At 69.9% G+C, this 17,460-nt stretch carries 15 protein-coding genes; 13 read left to right on the top strand and 2 right to left on the bottom strand.

Annotated features, from left to right (window positions below):
- Positions 1-10: 10 nt before the first annotated feature.
- The 6 genes from E0W80_RS12095 (at position 11) to E0W80_RS12070 (ending at position 7,246) form a co-directional block, all read left to right on the top strand.
- Positions 11-1,045: an epimerase gene (locus tag E0W80_RS12095; RefSeq protein ID WP_131492797.1), complete on the top strand. Its 1,035-nt coding sequence runs from the start codon at positions 11-13 to the stop codon at positions 1,043-1,045.
- A complete protein-coding gene (locus E0W80_RS12090) occupies positions 1,045-2,106 on the top strand; it encodes a dihydrodipicolinate synthase family protein (protein WP_131492795.1) in 1,062 nt (353 codons plus the stop codon). The genes E0W80_RS12095 and E0W80_RS12090 overlap by 1 nt, the downstream gene beginning before the upstream one ends.
- Positions 2,103-3,116, top strand: a complete 1,014-nt coding sequence (locus E0W80_RS12085) for a hydroxyacid dehydrogenase (RefSeq protein WP_131492793.1) — start codon at positions 2,103-2,105, stop codon at positions 3,114-3,116. The genes E0W80_RS12090 and E0W80_RS12085 overlap by 4 nt, the downstream gene beginning before the upstream one ends.
- Entirely contained in the window at positions 3,113-4,054 is a 942-nt protein-coding gene (locus E0W80_RS12080; protein WP_131492791.1) for a hypothetical protein, read from the top strand. Before E0W80_RS12085 ends, E0W80_RS12080 begins: the two co-directional genes overlap by 4 nt.
- On the top strand, positions 4,051-4,980 hold the full coding sequence (locus E0W80_RS12075; RefSeq protein WP_131492789.1) for a GNAT family N-acetyltransferase: 930 nt from the start codon (positions 4,051-4,053) through the stop codon (positions 4,978-4,980). Before E0W80_RS12080 ends, E0W80_RS12075 begins: the two co-directional genes overlap by 4 nt.
- A 112-nt stretch (positions 4,981-5,092) precedes the next feature.
- The gene (locus E0W80_RS12070) at positions 5,093-7,246 is read left to right on the top strand and encodes a peptidase C14 (protein ID WP_131492788.1); all 2,154 of its coding nucleotides are present in this window, start codon (positions 5,093-5,095) and stop codon (positions 7,244-7,246) included.
- Positions 7,247-7,360: 114 nt separating this feature from the next.
- On the opposite strand, the gene E0W80_RS12065 is transcribed toward E0W80_RS12070, so the two are convergent.
- Positions 7,361-8,194 (bottom strand): SDR family NAD(P)-dependent oxidoreductase, encoded by an 834-nt coding sequence (locus tag E0W80_RS12065; RefSeq protein ID WP_165875447.1) that lies wholly within the window; start codon positions 8,192-8,194, stop codon positions 7,361-7,363.
- Positions 8,195-8,202: 8 nt separating this feature from the next.
- On the bottom strand, positions 8,203-8,859 hold the full coding sequence (locus tag E0W80_RS12060; protein ID WP_131492784.1) for a GntR family transcriptional regulator: 657 nt from the start codon (positions 8,857-8,859) through the stop codon (positions 8,203-8,205).
- 229 nt (positions 8,860-9,088) lie between these two features.
- On the opposite strand from E0W80_RS12060, the gene E0W80_RS12055 reads away from it, so the two are divergent.
- The 7 genes from E0W80_RS12055 to E0W80_RS12025 are packed head-to-tail and all read left to right on the top strand — an operon-like array spanning position 9,089 to position 17,459.
- Entirely contained in the window at positions 9,089-10,627 is a 1,539-nt protein-coding gene (locus tag E0W80_RS12055; protein WP_165875446.1) for an ABC transporter substrate-binding protein, read from the top strand.
- 1 nt (position 10,628) lies between these two features.
- A complete protein-coding gene (locus E0W80_RS12050) occupies positions 10,629-11,591 on the top strand; it encodes an ABC transporter permease (protein ID WP_131492780.1) in 963 nt (320 codons plus the stop codon).
- Positions 11,584-12,432 carry an ABC transporter permease gene (locus tag E0W80_RS12045; RefSeq protein WP_205802338.1) on the top strand — a complete coding sequence of 283 codons (849 nt, stop codon included), beginning with the start codon at positions 11,584-11,586 and terminating at the stop codon, positions 12,430-12,432. The genes E0W80_RS12050 and E0W80_RS12045 overlap by 8 nt, the downstream gene beginning before the upstream one ends.
- Positions 12,429-14,183, top strand: coding sequence for an ABC transporter ATP-binding protein (locus tag E0W80_RS12040; protein ID WP_131492777.1), 1,755 nt, complete (start codon positions 12,429-12,431; stop codon positions 14,181-14,183). Before E0W80_RS12045 ends, E0W80_RS12040 begins: the two co-directional genes overlap by 4 nt.
- Complete coding sequence (locus E0W80_RS12035; protein WP_131492775.1) at positions 14,180-15,562, top strand: hypothetical protein; 1,383 nt, start codon at positions 14,180-14,182, stop codon at positions 15,560-15,562. Before E0W80_RS12040 ends, E0W80_RS12035 begins: the two co-directional genes overlap by 4 nt.
- A gap of 53 nt (positions 15,563-15,615) precedes the next feature.
- Positions 15,616-16,386: an SDR family oxidoreductase gene (locus E0W80_RS12030; protein WP_131492773.1), complete on the top strand. Its 771-nt coding sequence runs from the start codon at positions 15,616-15,618 to the stop codon at positions 16,384-16,386.
- Entirely contained in the window at positions 16,383-17,459 is a 1,077-nt protein-coding gene (locus E0W80_RS12025; RefSeq protein ID WP_131492772.1) for an enolase C-terminal domain-like protein, read from the top strand. The genes E0W80_RS12030 and E0W80_RS12025 overlap by 4 nt, the downstream gene beginning before the upstream one ends.
- The last annotated feature ends 1 nt before the right edge of the window (position 17,460 follow it).

Raw genomic sequence — 17,460 nt, 5'->3', positions numbered from 1 at the left:
AAGCAGCAACGTGACTCAGCACAGATTCGATTCAGAGGCGGAACTCGAGGAGGCTCTCGCGACACCGAGCGCCGGCCTCATCGAGGACCTCGCATGCGGGGCGGGCGACCTCGTGATCCTCGGCGCCGGCGGCAAGATGGGCCCGACGCTTGCGATGCTCGCGCGCCGCGGGATGGACGCGGCCGGGCGTCAGGGAGACGCCGTCCACGCCGTCTCCCGCTTCGGTGACGCCGCGATCCGCGAGCGTCTGGAGAACGCCGGCGTCAAGGTCGTCCCGTTCGACCTGATCGAGAACGACGACTTCTCCTCGCTACCGGATGCTCCGAACGTGGTGTTCATGGTCGGCGCGAAGTTCGGCGCCGCCACCAACGCCTCCTGGGCGTGGGAGGTCAACGCCGCCCTGCCCGACCGCGTCGCCCGCCGCTACCGCGACAGCGCGATCTCGGTGCTCTCGACCGGCAACATCTACCCCTTCCTGCCCGCCTCCTCCGGCGGAGCATCCGAAGAGGTCTCGCCCGCGCCCATCGGCGAGTACGCGCAGTCCTGCCTCGGCCGGGAGCGCGTGTTCGAGTTCGGCGCTCAGGAACGCGGCACCAAGGTCGCGATCATCCGCCTGAACTACGCCGTCGACCTGCGCTACGGCGTGCTCGCCGACATCGGCAGCGCCGTGCACGCGGGGCAGCCCGTGTCGGTCGCCACGGCCAACGTCAACGTCATCTGGCAGGGCTACGCGAACGAGGTCGTGCTGCGCAGCCTCGTACACGCCTCGACCGACCCGTTCACGATCAACCTCACCGGACCGGAGCTGCTGAGCGTCGAGTCGATCGCCCGCCGCTTCGGCACCCTGTTCGGCCGTGAGGTCGAGATCGTCGACGAGCCGCAGCCGACCGCGCTGCTCAGCGACGCCCGCCGCTGCATGGCGCTGTTCGGCTATCCGTCGGTGTCGGCCGAGACCCTGATCGGCCTGCAGGCCGAGTGGATCGACGCCGCCCTGCCCATGATCGCCAAGCCGACCAAGTGGGCCGTCCGGGACGGGAAGTTCTGATGGCCGTTCCCCGGTTGCGACCGAAGGCTGCCGCGACCCTCGCCCGTGGCGCCGTGATCCCGGCGCACCCGCTCGCGCTCACGCCCGAGCGACGCATCGACGAGCGTCGACAGCGCGCGCTCACCCGCTATTACCTCGATGCCGGTGCCGGGGGCATCGCCGTCGGGGTGCACACGACCCAGTTCGAGATCCGCGACCCCGAGCACGCCCTCTTCGAGCCCGTGCTGGCGCTCGCCGCGGAGGAGATGGATGCGCGCGCGGGTGACGACATCGTGCGCATCGCGGGCGTCGCAGGCGGCACGTCTCAGGCCGTCGCCGAGGCAGAGCTCGCCCGCGGGCTGGGCTACGACGCCGTCCTGGTGAGTCCTCGCGTCGCGGGCGCCGACGAGCGTGCCCTGCTCGAACGCGCCCGCGCCGTGGGCGAGGTGCTGCCGGTCGTCGGCTTCTATCTGCAGACGGCGATCGGTGGGCCGGTGCTCGACCGGGAGTTCTGGCGGGAGTTCGCCTCGATCCCGGCCGTCGTCGCCGTCAAGGCCGCGCCCTTTGACCGGTACCGCACCCTCGAACTCGTGCGCGGCGTCGCCGCCTCCGGCCGTGCCGACGAGATCGCGCTCTACACCGGCAACGACGACGCGATCGTCGCCGATCTGCTCTCCGAGTTCCACGTGGATTCGCCCACCGGACCGCGCACGCTGCGCTTCGTCGGTGGGCTGCTCGGACAGTGGGCGGTCGGGACCCGTGCCGCGGTCGGTCTGCTCGAACGCGCGCAGCGCGCGATGGGCGGAGACGCGGAGGCGTACCGTGAGCTCGGGCTCGTCGCATCCGACATGGTCGACGTCAATCAGGCGGTGTTCGATCCGGGCAACGACTTCCACGGGGTGATCGCGGGCGTCCACGAGATGCTCCGGCAGCAGGGTCTGCTCGACGGCATCTGGTGCCTCGATCCCGCGGAAGGGCTCTCGCCGGGTCAGTCCGAGGAGATCGAGCGGGTGCGTCGCGCGTACCCCGCCCTCAACGACGACGCCTTCATCGCCGAGAACCTCGAGGCCTGGCTGGCATGAGTGCTGCGACGAGTGCGCCGACCGTGGTCGCGGTCGTCTCGGACGAGCTCTTCGCGGAGTTCTTCTCGCCGGAGGATGCCGAGCGGTTGCGTGTGGTCGCCGCGGGGCTGGGCGGCGCATTCGTGCGCGTGGACCGGCTCTCCGATGCGGAGCTCGCCCAGGCGCGCATCGTCATCACGAGCTGGGGCGTCGGGCCGTTCGACGCCGCCGTGCTCGCCGCGCTGCCGCAGCTCCAGCTGATCGCACACACCGGTGCCACGATCAAGCCCTTCGCGACCGATGCGGTGTTCGACCGCGGCATCCTGGTCACTCAGGCGGGCGCGGGGATGGCGCGATCGGTGGCCGAGGTGTCGCTGACGTTCACGCTCGCACTGCTGCACCGGGTGCCCGAGATGCACAACGCGCTGCGGGAGACCGCGGGGTGGTGGGACGCGGACGCCGTGGGCGTGCAGCGTGAGATCCTCGGCGCGCCCATCGCCGTGATCGGCGCCTCGCGCACCGGACGGGCATATCTGGAGCTGATCCGAGCGGTCGGCGCCGAGGCGCTGCTGGTCGATCCGACGATCGACGCGGAGGAGGCCGCAGCTCTCGGAGCCGAGCTCGTGTCGCTCGATGAGGCGTTGCAGCGCGCGCAGATCGTCGCCGTGCACGCGCCCACCCTCCCGGAGACGCATCACCTGATCGGTCGGCGCGAGCTCGCACTCATGCGCGACGGCGCCGGACTCGTGAACACGGCGCGCTCCTGGCTGGTCGATGAGGTCGCGCTGATCGATGAGCTGCGGAGCGGCCGGATCAGCGCCGCGGTCGACGTGTTCGACGAGGAGCCGTTCGCCACGGACAGCCCGTTTCGCTCGCTGCCCGGGGTGCTCGTGACCCCGCACCGCGCGGCGGGCACGAGCCAGGGACGGCTGCGCCAGGGGCGGATCGTCGCCGACGAGCTCGACGCCTTCGCCGCAGGTCGTCCCCTCGCGCACACCGTCTCCCGCGACCAGCTGTCTTCGATGGCATGACCCGGTCGCCGCTGCGTGTTGCTTTCGCCGGACTCGCGCACTCGCATCCGTACACCGACGCCGTCAACGTCCGTGCGCTCGGCGCCGAGGTCCTCGGAGTCCACGATGCGGACGCGGCAACGGCCACTGCGTTCGCGGCGCGCTTCGGCGGTGTGGCGACGGCATCCGTGGGCGAGATGCTCGCGCTGCGGCCCGACCTCGTCATCGCGACGCCGCGGCCGCACGAGGTCGCGCCGGTCCTGCGGGCTCTCGGCGCGGCGTCCGCACCCGTCTTCGTGAACAAGGTGATCGCGGCGACGGCGGATCAGCTCGGGGACGTGGATCGCGCGCTGGCATCGTCGGCCGCCCCCATCGGCACGAGCTCGGTCCTCCGGTTCGCCCCCGCGCTCGTCGCCCTTGCAGCCGAGGTCGATGCGGACGAGGTGCTCGGTCTCCGCGTGCATGCTCAGCACGACAACGCGGCCTTCCAGCTGCCCGACCGCTCCTGGCAGGACGACCCGCTGCGCGGCGGAGGCACGCTCATGACGGTCGGGGTGCACGCCTGGGAGATGCTCGACGTCGTCCTGCCGGGGGCGGTGCTGGTCGAAGGATCGGGCTGGACCCGCGTGCGCAGCGGATCCGGCACCGCATCCGAGGATGCCGCGGGGTTCGACGTGACACTGCGGCTTCCCGGAGCGCAGCGCGAGGTGCCGGTGCAGGCGCTCGTCACGGGAGTGCCCGGTCCGGACGTGTACACGGTCGACGTGATCACCCGCGGAGGCATCCGTTCCGTCGCTCTCGACGGGGAAGACGCGAACGACACGCTCGGGTTCCGCGGCCTGATCCGTGCGCTGCTCGATGCGGCGCCACAGGGTGCGACGGTCGCCGCGTGGTCGGCGGCGCGTGTCGTCGTGGCGAACACGATCCGTGCCGCCGAGATCGCTCGGGGTGAGCGGTGAGCGGGGCGAGGATCCGCGCTGCTGTCGCGGAGGATGAGGCCGGGCTCGCGGCATTGTGGGCGACGGCGTTCGCGCCTCCGCTCACCCCCGACCAGTGGGTCGTCGACAGCGAGCGGCTTGCGCACACGCTCGTGGCTGAAGACGACGAGGGTCTCTGCGGATCCATCTACGGCCTGCCCAAGCGCCTCCGGGAGTCCGAGGGTGGCATCGCCGAGGTGCACGCCATCGGGAGCGTCGCGGTCGCCGCGCATGCGAGAGGTCAGGGGCTCGCGCGTCGACTTGTCGCCGCGACCCTGGAAGTCGGGCAGGGCGCTGACTGGGCGTTGCTGTTCACCGGTGCGCCGGAGGTGTACCGCTCGAGCAGGTTCGAGACCTTCTCGATGCCGCGGGCCCTCGCCGGGCGCTGGGGGGCATGCGCGATGTCCGCCCCTGCGGTGACTCCGGTCGTGACCGAACCCGTCGGGCCCGGAAGCTTCGACACGGTGAGAGCGGTCTACGAGCGCTCGCGCGAGGGGCGCGTCGTCCTCGCGCCGGTGCGCAGCGAGCGGGACTGGGCGATGGCGGAGGTGCGGATGAGCGGGACGACCCTGTACCGGCGGGTCGAGGGATCGGCCGTTCTCGGATACGCGATCGCCGAGCACCGCGGCGAGATCGGCTCCCTCCTGGAAAGTGCCGTGCTCCCGGACGCCGACGATCCGGCCGGAGTGCACCGCGCCCTGCTCGCCGCGGTTTCCGCGGACTGGGCATCCGCCGGTGTGAGATCCTGCGATCTCGCGGTGCCCGCGCTGCCGGAGGACGAGCGCGTGATGAGGGACTTCGCCCCCGAGGCTGTGCGCCAGGACGACCGCACCGGGATGATCTGCCCGCTCCGCCGCGCGCCGCGACTGCACGGCATCCGCCACTTCACGGCGGGCGACTACTTCTGAGCGATGCGCTCGGAGAGAGCACTGGGGACTGGGGATCGATCGGATGATGCGTCCCGGCCGGAGGGCCGGACCGACGCCAGAGCGCGGCGATGAAGCCGCAAGGAGGATGACCATGACCCAGCTGGATGACACCCGTAGCGAGACGGCGGCCCTGCGCAGCCGGCGCATGCTGCTCGCCGGATTCGGTGCGGCCGCACTGGGCGGCGTGGCCGCCGTCGGCACCTCGTCGCCCGCGCGAGCGGCCGACCCGATCGCACCGCAGAGTTCCTCAGGCTCGGACTCGGTCGCCAACGGCGGTACGGCCGCCGCACTCGCCAAGCGCAAGGGCAAGGACGGCGACCTCGTGCGCACCACCGGGTACGCGGCGGTCGGAGACGGCGGCGACGGTCTGTACCGATTTGTGAAGAAGGATGCCCCGGCGGCCAACGGCGGCACCGTGCTGGCCGGGCCCAAGGGTGGCGCCTGGGTGCTCGTGCACGACGGGATCGTCGACTTCCGGATGTTCGGGATCAAGGATGCGAGCATCGCCGCCGATGATGCGCTCGACGCGATGGTGAACGACGCGAGCATCCACCGCATCGAGGCGCACAGCGACCTCAACTTCGTGCGCCGGCACAGATTCTCCCGGTCGAACATCGCGTTCGACTTCGGCGGTCACCTCATGACGACCGACGGCATCGAGAACGCGGGGAAGGATGATCCCTTCGCGGCGGTCATGTTCTTCCGTGGCGAGGTGACCGATGCCGTCCACGAGGCGCGACTGAACGAGGCTGTCCCCGATCTCGGTGACGTCTTCCCGGTGGCCGACTCCTCGTTTTTCACCGTCGGCGACTGGTACGCCGCCGAGGTCAACGCCCTGGCAGGTCGGTGGGAGCGCGAGCTGCAGCGCCTCGTGCAGGTGACGCAGATCGTGGATGGCACGCACATCCGCATCAACTACAAGAACGGCTGGCCGCTCGGCAAGGACCGCACGATGACCTGGCGGCGTGTGGTGCCGGTGCAGGACGTGACGGTGTCGAACCTGAAGTTCCTGGGCACCGGGACCGACGAGTACACGGGCTCCCACCCGCTGGCGTTCGAGTACGCGGTGCGCTGCGACGTGGACCACATCGATGGGACGGGGACCTTCTGGCCGCTCATCCAGCGCCGGTGGAACACCTACTACTCGACGGTGAGCTGCACGCTCAAGAACCCGACCTCGGTCACCTGGGGAGGCGCCGGCTACCTGACGCAGCAGATCTACTGCCTCTACGGATACGTCGCCAACTGCCACACCGCGAACGCCCGGCACCTGAACGACTTCACCGCGAGTGCGTACTGCCTGGTGGAGAACTGCCACGGCGACGGTGACGACCAGGGGCCGTTCGTCACCCACGGCCAGTACGAGCACGATCTCACCTACACCGGCAACTCGGGACTCATGACCTTCGCGAACTCCGGTGCGGCCTGGGGGTCTGCGGCCAAGCGCATCACGGTGCGCAAGCACGTGTGCTCGTGGTTCGTCGCCCGCGTGCGCATCACCGATCTCACGCTCGAAGACGTGCAGGTGGTCGGCAAGCCGTCGCTCGCCGGCTCCGGGATGCTGTGGATCAACGCCGACGGCGCGCAGCTGCGCGGGTGCACCGCATCCGACACCCTCGTGATCACGCAGGCGTCCGACAACTCGGGGCGGCCCACCGTGATCGCCGACTCGCACTTCACGTTCGTCGCCCCGGGCGAGCTCACCAACGCCACGGTGAAGACGCCCGTCACGTTCGTCGACACCGTGCTCGACCGGGTCGGCGGCATGAAGATCGCCGGCTCGGGTGCGGTCACGTTCCGTGGCTCGACGCTGAACGCGGCGGACGACGCGGCGCCGATCGTGTCGTCATCCGGGCACCTGCGGTTCGAGGGCTCGACGCTCCGCAACGCCCGCATCGATGCCGCGCGGGGTGAGCGGCAAGCGGTCGAGATCGCGGGTTCGGATGTCGCGATCAAGGGTGGGACCGGCATCTCCCGGACCGGCGACGGCGAGCTGCACCTGGCCCTGTCGGACAGCACTTTCCGTGCCGAGGGGTCGGCGTCGCACGTCTCGCTCAAGAAGGGGGCGACCCACTACCGTGCGGTCGGCAACCGGTTCGAGGGCGGAGCGCTGGAGCTGGCGGATGGTGCCTTCGGCGGCGCATCCACGCTCCTGCACACCGGCAACGTCGAGTCGGGCGTGACCCGCGCAGCCTTCCCTGGCGAGGGCGACCGCGTGGTCGACGCGGGCAACCTCGTCGTCTGAGTCCGGCCACCCCCTCGCGAGTGCACGGGATGTCTGCGAGTGCACGGCTCCGTGACGCGACGAAGCCGTGCACTCGACGGGAAGCCGTGCATCGCGAAGGAGGTGGGGAGGGGGCTAGGGCGTGACCAGGGCGGCGCTGCGCTGCCAGAGAGCCTCGGCGAGGGCGGCGTCGTTCACCTGGGGGTTGACCCTCGCGGTGAGCTGTCGCTCGTCATAGTAGGCGCCGGAGAACCAGGTCTCATCGGGGGTTCCCTCGATGAACCAGCGCAGAGTGGCACCGCCCTTGTCCGCCCCGATGAGCATGAGGTGCTTGAGCGGCGTGCGGTACAGCAGCCGCATGATGCTCGACGAGTCCGATGCGAAGTTCGTCTGCACCGTGCCGGGGTGGAAGGCGACCGCGCTCAGTCCGTCGGCATGGAACTTCGTGTGCAGACTCTTGGCGAACAGCACGTTCGCGAGCTTCGCATCGCCATAGGCCTTGTTCGGGCTGAAGCGACGGGTGTTGTCGAGGTCGTCGACATCGAGGTGGCCGAAGAGGCGATGGGCGATGCTCGAGGTGTTGACGACCGCGCCCCCGGATGCCAGCAGTTGCGGCAGCAGCAGGCTCGTGAGCAGGAACGGTGCCAGGTGGTTGACCTGCATGGTCTTCTCGAAGCCGTCCACGGTCGGGGTCTGGTCGCCGAAGATGCCGCCCGCGTTGTTCGCCAGCACGTCGATGCCGTCATCGCCGACGGCATCCGCGATCTTCTCGGCCAGGGTTCGCACGTCGTCGAGACGCGCGAAGTCGGCGGTGAACCACGTGGCGTCCGTCTCCTCGGCGACGGCGCGGGTCTTCTCGGCGGACCGGCCGACCAGGATGAGCCGGTGGGAGGACGCCGCGAGCTGGCGGGCGGCAGCGGACCCGATCCCGTCGGATGCTCCGGTGAGGACGATCGTCTTCGGCGGCACGGGGCGCGTCAATCGGTTTCGGCGGACGGGGTGATGCGCCGGACCGCCCGCGTCACATGCTCGGCGATCACGGCCTGCGCCCTCTCGGGGTCGCCGCTCGCGATCGCGTCGACGATCTGCTGGTGACTGCGCACGTGCTCCTCCTGCTCGGCGGGGTCGAGGGCGGCGTTGGCGGCGTGCAGGAAGCCCGTGATGCGACCGCGCAGCTGTCCGCTCAGTTCGTCCAGGAAGCGGTGCTCGGCGAGATCGGCGAGGGTCTCGTGGAAGAGGCGATCCTGGCGCAGCACCTCGTCGATGTCTCCCGGAGCCGCATCCGACATCGCCTGGATGATCGCACCGAGCCGCGCCGCCGAGTCCTCGTTCCACCGTTCCTGCACGCGGATCGCCATGAACTGCTCGAGCACGATGCGCAGACTCGAGATCTCCTCGAGGTCCTGCGCACTCAACTGGGCGACGCGCGCGCCGCGACGGGGCTCGCGCGTGATGAGGCGCTCCTCGGCGAGGCGGGTCAGGGCCTCGCGCACCGGGATGTGGCTGACACCGAGGCGGTCGGCGAGCTTTCGCTCGACGAGGCGCTCCCCGGGGGCGAGCTCGCCGGAGTGGATGGCCGAGCGCAGCTCGTCCGTGACCTGTTCGGCGATGTTCTGATCCGAGACGCTGCGCATTCGGGTGCCCTCCTCGATCCGCGGTGCGGTCAGCTCGTCGAGCGGGCGCGTGATCGTTCGCTCGATGCTATGGCAGATTTCTCCTGAGTGGCGGGATGACGACCCGCGGAGACGTGACCAGAACGTGATCGCATCCGCTCGATTCGCTCTAGACGTATCGGCGCGTTTGCTACATGCTATAGCGAAACCCTTACTCACCTCATGCATCACCCGACCCTTGGAGGCACCCATGTCGCGTCGTCGTGTATTGCTCGGCGGAGCAGCGCTGCTCACCGCCGTGCTCATCACCGCTGGCTGCAGCAGCACCCCGTCGAACTCCGACGGCCAGGCGCAGGAAGGTGGCACTCTCACCGTCGCCGCGGCGCAGGGCATCCCGCAGCTCAACCCGGCCATCCGCACGTTCGCCTGGGAGGAGGTGCTGTTCCCACTGCTCTGGAACGGCCTGACCAAGACCGACGAGTCCGGTGAGATCGTCGGCGACCTCGCCGAGAAGTGGGAGGCCTCGGAGGACCAGAAGACCTGGACCTTCACCCTCCGCGAAGGCGTCACATTCTCCAACGGCGACCCGTTCACCGCCGAGGATGCCGTGGCATCGTTCGACTACTACCTGGACCCCGAGACCGCGACCCAGGAGAAGAACAAGATCGACATGGTGACGGATGTCACCGCATCCGACGAGAAGACCGTCGTCATCACGCTCTCCGAGCCGATCGCGACCTTCGCCGCCGGCATCGTCTGGGTCAAGATGCTCGACGTCGACGCGCTCGACACGATCGACAAGGAGCCGATCGGCACCGGTCCCTACATCGTCGACAAGTTCACGCCCGACGACAGCCTGACCCTCGTGCCGAACCCCGAGTACTTCGGTGAGGACCCCGCGCTCGACGAGATCACGATCGTCAAGGCCGCCGAATCCACCGCTGCCGTCACGGGCCTGCGCTCGGGCGATCTCGATGTGCTGTGGTCCGTTCCGCAGGGTGACGTCGCGGGCCTCGAGGGCGGCGGCGACATCGCGCTCGTCAGGCCCGAGAACCCGAGCCAGTGGCCGTCGTGGGAGGTCGACACGCAGTCCGCTCCGTTCAACGACGCGCGCGCACGTCAGGCTCTCGCCTACGCGACCGACCGCGAGGCCATCCTCGAGGCCGCGTATTACGGGCAGGGCACGGTCTCGCCCACCAACAACGCGCTCGGCGAAGTGAACCCGTGGTTCGGCGGCGACCTGACCGACTACTCCTACGACCTCGACAAGGCCAAGGAGCTGTTCGCCGAGGTGGGTATCACCGAGGGCAGCACACTCACCTGGTGGGGCATCGCGGGGCAGTACCCCGAGTGGAACACCAGCGGTGAGATCCTGCAGGCGAGCCTGAAGGAGATCGGCATCACGCTCAAGATCGACAACAATGACATCGGCACCTGGGTGGACTCGTTCTACCCGGCGGGCAAGAGCTTTCCCGGCTACATCGTGCCCAACTTCCAGTCGACGCCCCCGGAGCCCGCATACTCGCTGAACTTCTACCTCGAGGGCCGCTGCGAGTGCAACTGGGTCGACCCCGATTTCCAGCAGGCGTTCGCGGATGCCGTCGCCGAGCCGGACGAGGCCGCGCGTGCCGAGAAGTGGGGCACGGTGCAGACGATCATCAACCAGCAGGTTCCGCTGATCGTGCCGCTGCAGTCCACGGTGGTCACCGCGACCAGCACCGAGGTCGACGGCGTCTGGGTCGAGGGCGGCGGGCAGCTGCACCTCGAGAACGCGCAGCTCAAGGGCTGACGTGGCACTGTCCATCCTTCGGCGGGTGGCGATCAGCATCGCGATGCTGATCGCCACCTCGCTTCTCGTCTTCGTCGTCCTCCGGCTGCTGCCGGGCGACCCCGTCATCACCCGTCTCGGCTCGACGCCGGGCGTGGATGCCGAGATGCTCCAGCGCCTGCGCGAAGAGGCCGGCCTCGACGCCCCGATCATCGAGCAGTACCTCCGCTGGATCGGCGGCGTCTTCACCGGCGACTTCGGGCAGTCGTACTTCAATCAGTACTCGGTCACCGAGCTCATCGCGCAGCGACTCCCCGCCACGCTCGAGCTCACCCTGATCGGCATCCTGCTGGCCGTGCTCATCGCGACCCCCGCCGCCGTGATCGCCTCGCTGCGCCCGCTCGGCGTGGTCGACCGCATCCTCACCGCGATCTCGACCGCCGGCATGGCGCTTCCGCAGTTCCTGATCGGCATCGTGCTGATCGTGGTCTTCGCAGTGCAGCTCAAAGTGCTGCCTGCCCGCGGCTACACGCCGTTCAGCGAGGATCCGGGCGACAACCTCGTGCGGATGATCCTGCCCGCCTTCACGCTTGCCTTCGCCGCGGCGCCCCTGCTCATGCGGTTCCTGCGGGCGTCGATGGTCGAGGTGCTCGACGCCCCGTACATCCGCACCGCCCGCGGCAAGGGCCAGTCGGCGAGCGGGGTCGTGATCGGGCATGCGCTGCGTAACGCCCTCATCCCCGGGCTCACGATGCTCGGCCTCATCGTCGGCTACACGCTCGGCGGCGTCGTGATCGTCGAGTACGTGTTCGGCGTTCCCGGACTCGGCTCCCTCGCGATCGATGCGGTGTTCAAGCGCGACTACGCCGTGCTGCAGTCGGTCGTGCTGCTGATCTCCGCGATGTTCATCCTCACCACGCTCATCGTCGACCTCCTCTACGGCGTGCTCGACCCGCGTCTTCGTGCAAGGAGCAGCCGTGGCTGACACCCTCACCCTCGCTCTGCGCTCGACCCGCCCGCGTCGCCGGCTCGCGCTCGCCTCGTGGATCCCGCTCGCCCTCCTCGCCGTCATCGTGCTGGCCTGCGTGCTCGCGCCGGTCATCGCCCCGTACGACCCGTCGGCGCAGTCCCCCGATCGCTTCGCCGGACCCTCGGCCGTGCACGTGTTCGGCACCGACGAGCTCGGGCGCGACCTCTTCAGTCGCGTGCTCTACGGCGGACAGCTGACGATCTTCATCGCCGGTGGCGCCACGCTGGTCGCGATGGTGCTCGGTATCGCCTGGGGCATGGCGGCCGCCTTCGCCCGCGGCATCTGGGACGAGATCCTCATGCGCCTGGCCGACACGGTCATGGCGATCCCGCAGATCCTGTTCGCCCTGGTGTTCATCTCGGCGTTCGGCGCCGACCCGGTAAAGCTGGCCGTGATCATCGGCATCCTGCTCACGCCCACCACCGCGCGCCTCGTGCGCTCCTCGGTGCTCAGCGAGCTGCAGGAGGACTACTTCACCGCGGCCGTCGCCTTCGGATCGAAGCACAGCCGTCTGCTGTTCGCCGAGGTGCTGCCCAATGCCCGTGGCCCGATCGTGGTGCAGGCGGCCATCAACGCCGCCAACGCCATCCTGCTCGAGGCGTCGATGAGCTTCGTCGGGCTCGGCATCGCGCCGCCCGAGGCGACCTGGGGCACCCTCGTGCAGCAGGGCTACCAGAAGATGTACCAGTCGATCGGGTACGTGCTGTTTCCGGCGCTGTTCATCTTCGTCACCATCTGGCTGCTCAACGTGCTCGCCGATCAGTTCGGCGGCGATCGGAAGGGGAAGGGTCGATGACCGATGCCACGCCCGTCCTGCAGGTGCAGGATCTCACCGTCTCCTACGGCGACGCGATGCCGGTCAAGGGCATCAGGTTCACGGTGCGCCCCGGCGAGCGGATCGGTCTGGTCGGCGAGTCCGGTTCGGGCAAGTCGCTCACGGCTCTGTCGATCATGCGACTCAACGACGGCGCGAAGCTCGGTGGCAGCATTCGTCTGCGCGATCGCGAGCTGCTCACGCTGAGCAAGCGGGAGATGACGCGGGTGCGTGGCGGCGAGATCGCTATGGTCTACCAGGACCCGATGTCGTCCCTCAACCCCGTGCGCACGATCGGACACCAGCTCGTCGAGGCGATTCGCCTGCACGACCGGGTCTCGAAGGAGGCCGCGCGGACCCGGGCCGTCGAGCTGCTGACCGAGGTGGGCGTCCCGCTCCCCGAGGAGCGCCTTGCGCAATACCCGCACGAGTTCTCGGGTGGAATGCGGCAGCGCGTGATGATCGCGATGGCCATGTCGTCGCGGCCGGCCGTGCTGATCGCCGACGAGCCCACCACGGCGCTCGACGTCACCACGCAGTCGCGCATCATCGACCTGCTCGACCGGCTGGCGGATGAGCACGGGACCGCAGTCGTGCTCATCACCCACGACCTCGGCGTCGCGGCCGGCTTCTGCGAGCGCATCCACGTCATGCGGCACGGGCGGGTGATCGAGGAGGCTCCGGTCGACAAGCTCTACGCCGAACCGGAGCACCCCTACACGAAGGCGCTGCTCGGGGCCGTGGTCGATCTCACGATCGACGTGCATGAGCCGATCCGCACCGCCGCGGAGGTGCTCGAACGCGGCACCGAGCCGGTCGTCGAAGCCGGCTCGATCAGCGCGGTCGACCGCGCCCGCGAGTCGGGTGATGTCCTGGTCGACGTGCAGGGCGTGTCGAAGGTGTTCACGCTCGGGTCGGGTCGGCGGGTGACCGCGGTCGACGACGTGTCGTTCCAGATCCGCCGCGGCGAGACCGTGGGGCTTGTGGGCGAGTCCGGTTCGGGCAAGTCGACGGTCTCGAAGGCCGTGCTCGCGCTCGGAGGGATCGATGCCGGGACCGTGGTCTTCGACGGGCATCGCCCGCACGAGATGCGGGGCGAGGAGCTGCGGCACCTGCGGCGTCGGATGCAGATGGTCTTCCAGGATCCGTTCTCTGCGTTGAACCGGCGGCAGACCGTGTCGCAGATCATCGAGGCGCCGCTGCTCGCGCACGGAATCGGCAACCGGGTGACCCGCGCCGAGAAGGTCCGCGAGGCAATGCACCGCGTGCGACTGGACGAGGAGTTCGCGCACCGGCTCCCCCGCTCGATGTCGGGCGGACAGTGTCAGCGCGTGTCGATCGCGCGATCGCTCGTGCTCGAACCCGAGTTCCTGGTGCTCGACGAGTCGGTGTCGGCGCTCGACGTGTCGATCCAGGCGCAGGTGCTCAACCTGCTGCGCGACCTACAGGCGGAGCTGGGCCTGACCTACCTCTTCATCAGCCACGACCTCGCCGTCATCCGGTACATGTCGTCGACGGTGGCCGTGATGAAGCAGGGGCGGATCGTCGAGATCGGCGCCCGCGACGCCCTGTTCGCGAACCCTCAGCACGAGTACACGCGCGGGCTCATGGCTGCGATCCCGGTGGCCGACCCGGTGCTGGAGCGTCGGCGCCGTGCCGAGGCCGCGGCGCTCTGGCAGGCTCAGGGGATGACGACCGGCGTGGTGCCGGTCGGCTCGGGACGAGGCGCATGATGACCGGGGCCGCGATCGGAGATCGCATCCGCATTCCCCGCACACAGGCGCGCCTCGGTGTCGCCCGACGCGACATCACCCCGCCCACCGGCATCCGTGCGAAGAACTGGGGTCCCGCCGATTGGGAGCGCTCCGAGGGGGCGCACCGTCCTTTCGAGCTCACCGCGCTCGCCGTGATCTCGTCCAACGACCGGCCGCGGCTGCTGCTGGCGGTCGACGGCACGTGGTGGCGCCGTGTCGCCGACGAGCAGGCAGTGCGCGGGGCGATCCTGTCGGGTCTCGGACTCGAGCCCGATCAGCTGATGCTCTCGCTCTCGCACACGCACGCCGGCGCGGTGCTCTGTGCGGCCGACGCGCATCTGCCGGGCGGAGAGCTGATCCCGGGGTACCTCGAGGCGCTCGCCGCCGCGGGCATCGCCGCCGGCCGTGAGGCGCTCGACGGCGCCGTTCCCGGACTCATCGAGTGGACCACGGGGCGCTGCACGCTCGCCGCCGACCGGGAGCTCGACGTGGACGGCCGACCACTGGTGGGGTACAACCCCGCGGGCGAGGCCGACGACACCGTGATGATCGGTCGGCTCAGCGTCGAAGGTGTCGTCCGGGGCACGCTCGTCAACTACGCGTGCCACCCGACGACGCTCGCGTGGCAGAATCGCGAGGTCTCACCGGACTACGTCGGAGCGATGCGCGAGATCGTCGAGTCCGCCACGGATGCGCCGTGCCTTTTCGTGCAGGGAGCCTCGGGTGAGCTGGCCCCGCGCGAGCAGTACACCGGCGATGTCACGGTCGCCGACAGGCACGGACGCTCGCTCGGCCACGCGGTGCTCGCCGCTCTCGACGCCCTCCCGGCTCCGGGCGAGGAGCTGACCCTCGACGGGATCGTGGAGTCGGGGGCACCCCTCGCGATCTGGACCGGGCGTGCGGTCGCCGGCGGGGAGGATGCGGCGGGATCGATGACGTCGGTGGAGCTGCCGCTGAGAGAGCTGCCGACGCTCGATGAGCTCGCCGAGGAGTGGAAGGACATCGACCCGCGATCTCGCGAGGAGCGTCTCGGCCGTGCCCGCAACCTGCGCGACGGATACATCGAGGGGCCGACCGTGCAGCACCCGGTCTGGGCCTGGCGCCTCGGCGATGCCGTGATCGTCGGGCATCCGGGCGAGGCGTACTCGCGTCTGCAGACCACGCTGCGCGCACGCTTCCCGGAGACGCCGATCGTGCTGATGAACCTCACGAACGGGCCCGGCTTCGTGTATCTGCCGACCCGGGATGCCTACGAGCGGGGCGCGTACCAGGCCTGGCAGACGCCGCTCGCACCCGGCGCGCTCGACGCGCTCGAGGAGCACGCCGTCGCGGTCGTGGCCGATCTGCTCGACCGCTGACCGCAGCGTCGACTACACTTGCTATAGCAAATCGTGAACCCCAGAGGAGAGCCATGACCGCCCCCATCCCTGTCGGCTCCGTCGCCATCGTCACCGGAGGATCCGCCGGCATCGGCTGGGAGATCGGCCAGCGCCTCGCCGCCGACGGCTACGTCGTCGTCGCCGCCGACCGCGTGCCCGGCCTCACCGCGGGCGAGAACCCCGCCGGCATCCTCTGGCGCGAGCTCGACGTGACCGACCACGCCGGCGTCGACCGGGTGTTCGGCGAGATCGAGGCCGAGCTCGGGCCGATCGAGGTGCTCGTCAACAACGCGGGCATCCAGCGCCATCGGGGCATCGAGGATCTCAGCTGGGACGAGTGGGCCGCCGTGGTCGACGTCAACCTGCACGGGGTCTTCTCGGCGTTGCAGGCGGCCGGCAAGCGGATGCTGGAGCGCGGCGAAGGCCGCATCGTCAACATCTCCTCCATCTCCTCTCGCGGCTCCGCCGGCCGCGCCCCCTACGCCACGACCAAGGCCGCGGTGATCGGCCTGACCTCGACCGCCGGAGCTGAGTGGGCCTCGCGCGGGGTGCGGGTCAACGCGGTCGCCCCCGGCTACGTCGACACCGGCGTCTTCCGCCAGGGTGTCGAGGCGGGCACGCTCAGCCTCGACACGATCCTGTCGCGCATCCCGGCGAAGCGCCTGGCCGAGGCGAGCGAGATCGCCGCGGCGGTCAGCTTCCTCGTCTCCGACCAGTCGCGCTACATGAACGGCCAGACCCTCTACGTCGACGGCGGCTTCATGGTCGACTACGGCGTCCCGCTCGCGAAGAAGCCCGCATGACGACCATCGCCCGCATCGACACGGCCACGGCCGTGCTGTCGCTCCCGGCCCCGCTGCAGTTGGGCGCGATGACCGTGACACGCAGGGAGTACAGCGCCGTGCGGGCGACCGACGCCGACGGCACGACCGGCGTCGCCTACTGCCTCTCGCGAGAAGCGCCGATGGCCGAGATCGTCGACCGCCTCGTGGCCGCCCATGCGGTCGGTGCGGACGCCGATGACCCGGCCTCGACCTGGGAGCGGATGCTGCGCGGCAGTGCCATCGTCGGCCGGGTGGGTCTGGTGCGGCGTGCCATCGGACTCGTCGACATCGCGCTGTGGGACATCGCTGCCCAGCGTGCGGGAGTCCCCCTGTGGTCCCTGCTCGGCACGGGTGACGCTCCGCGCGATTCGATGCTGGTCGCGGCCTACCCGTCACCGACGCGGAGTCCCCGCGAGGTCGCCGACGAGGTGCTCGCTCAGGCCGACGGCTGGACGAACGTGAAGATCTCGCGATCGCCCGATCCCGCGTACATGCGCGAGCTCATCGCGACGCTCACCGCCGAGCTCCCCGCCGCCACCGGACTGGTCGTCGACGTCGGTTTCGGATGGCCGGATCCCGATGCCGCGCTCGCCGAGATCGCGCAGTGGGGCGACCCGCAGCTCGCCTGGCTCGAGGACCCGCTGCTCCCCGAAGACGCCGCGGGGTGTGCGCGGATCCGCCGGGAATCGGGGCTCCCGGTCTCGGTGGGCGACGAGGTCACCGATCCTGCCGTGCTCCGTGCTCTCGTCGAAGAGGGCGCGGTCGACGTGCTGCGGCTCGACGTCGTCGCGATCGGCGGGGTGACCCCGGCGCGCGAGATGATCGCGTGGGCGGCCGGCCGCGGTGTCCCGGTCTCGGGGCACGTCTATCCTGAGGTCACCGCGCACCTGGGCATCGGGGTCGAGACGTTCGCGCGCGGGGTCAACCCCTACGACCCGGCGCCGTCGTTCATCATCGGCGGACCCTCGTTCGAGGGCCGGGTGCGGCCGACGGATGCCGTGGGCCTCGGCTTCGACCTGGATCCCGCCGTCTTCCGATTCGAGAGGGACTGAG

Origin of the sequence: Microbacterium sp. PI-1, from assembly GCF_004337555.1 — a bacterium.
GTDB lineage: Bacteria > Actinomycetota > Actinomycetes > Actinomycetales > Microbacteriaceae > Microbacterium > Microbacterium aurugineum.
The sequence above is the reverse complement of the archived record's forward strand: the minus strand, read 5'-3'. Positions and strand labels throughout refer to the sequence as shown.

What these genes read in the sequence shown, in the direction of transcription:
- E0W80_RS12060 (WP_131492784.1), bottom strand. Translation starts at nt 8,859, where the DNA reads ATGCGCAGCGTCTCGGATCAGAACATCGCCGAACAGGTCACGGACGAG.
- E0W80_RS12040 (WP_131492777.1), top strand. Translation starts at nt 12,429, where the DNA reads ATGACCGATGCCACGCCCGTCCTGCAGGTGCAGGATCTCACCGTCTCC.
- E0W80_RS12025 (WP_131492772.1), top strand. Translation starts at nt 16,383, where the DNA reads ATGACGACCATCGCCCGCATCGACACGGCCACGGCCGTGCTGTCGCTC.
- E0W80_RS12080 (WP_131492791.1), top strand. Translation starts at nt 3,113, where the DNA reads ATGACCCGGTCGCCGCTGCGTGTTGCTTTCGCCGGACTCGCGCACTCG.
- E0W80_RS12085 (WP_131492793.1), top strand. Translation starts at nt 2,103, where the DNA reads ATGAGTGCTGCGACGAGTGCGCCGACCGTGGTCGCGGTCGTCTCGGAC.
- E0W80_RS12070 (WP_131492788.1), top strand. Translation starts at nt 5,093, where the DNA reads ATGACCCAGCTGGATGACACCCGTAGCGAGACGGCGGCCCTGCGCAGC.
- E0W80_RS12035 (WP_131492775.1), top strand. Translation starts at nt 14,180, where the DNA reads ATGATGACCGGGGCCGCGATCGGAGATCGCATCCGCATTCCCCGCACA.
- E0W80_RS12090 (WP_131492795.1), top strand. Translation starts at nt 1,045, where the DNA reads ATGGCCGTTCCCCGGTTGCGACCGAAGGCTGCCGCGACCCTCGCCCGT.
- E0W80_RS12030 (WP_131492773.1), top strand. Translation starts at nt 15,616, where the DNA reads ATGACCGCCCCCATCCCTGTCGGCTCCGTCGCCATCGTCACCGGAGGA.
- E0W80_RS12055 (WP_165875446.1), top strand. Translation starts at nt 9,089, where the DNA reads ATGTCGCGTCGTCGTGTATTGCTCGGCGGAGCAGCGCTGCTCACCGCC.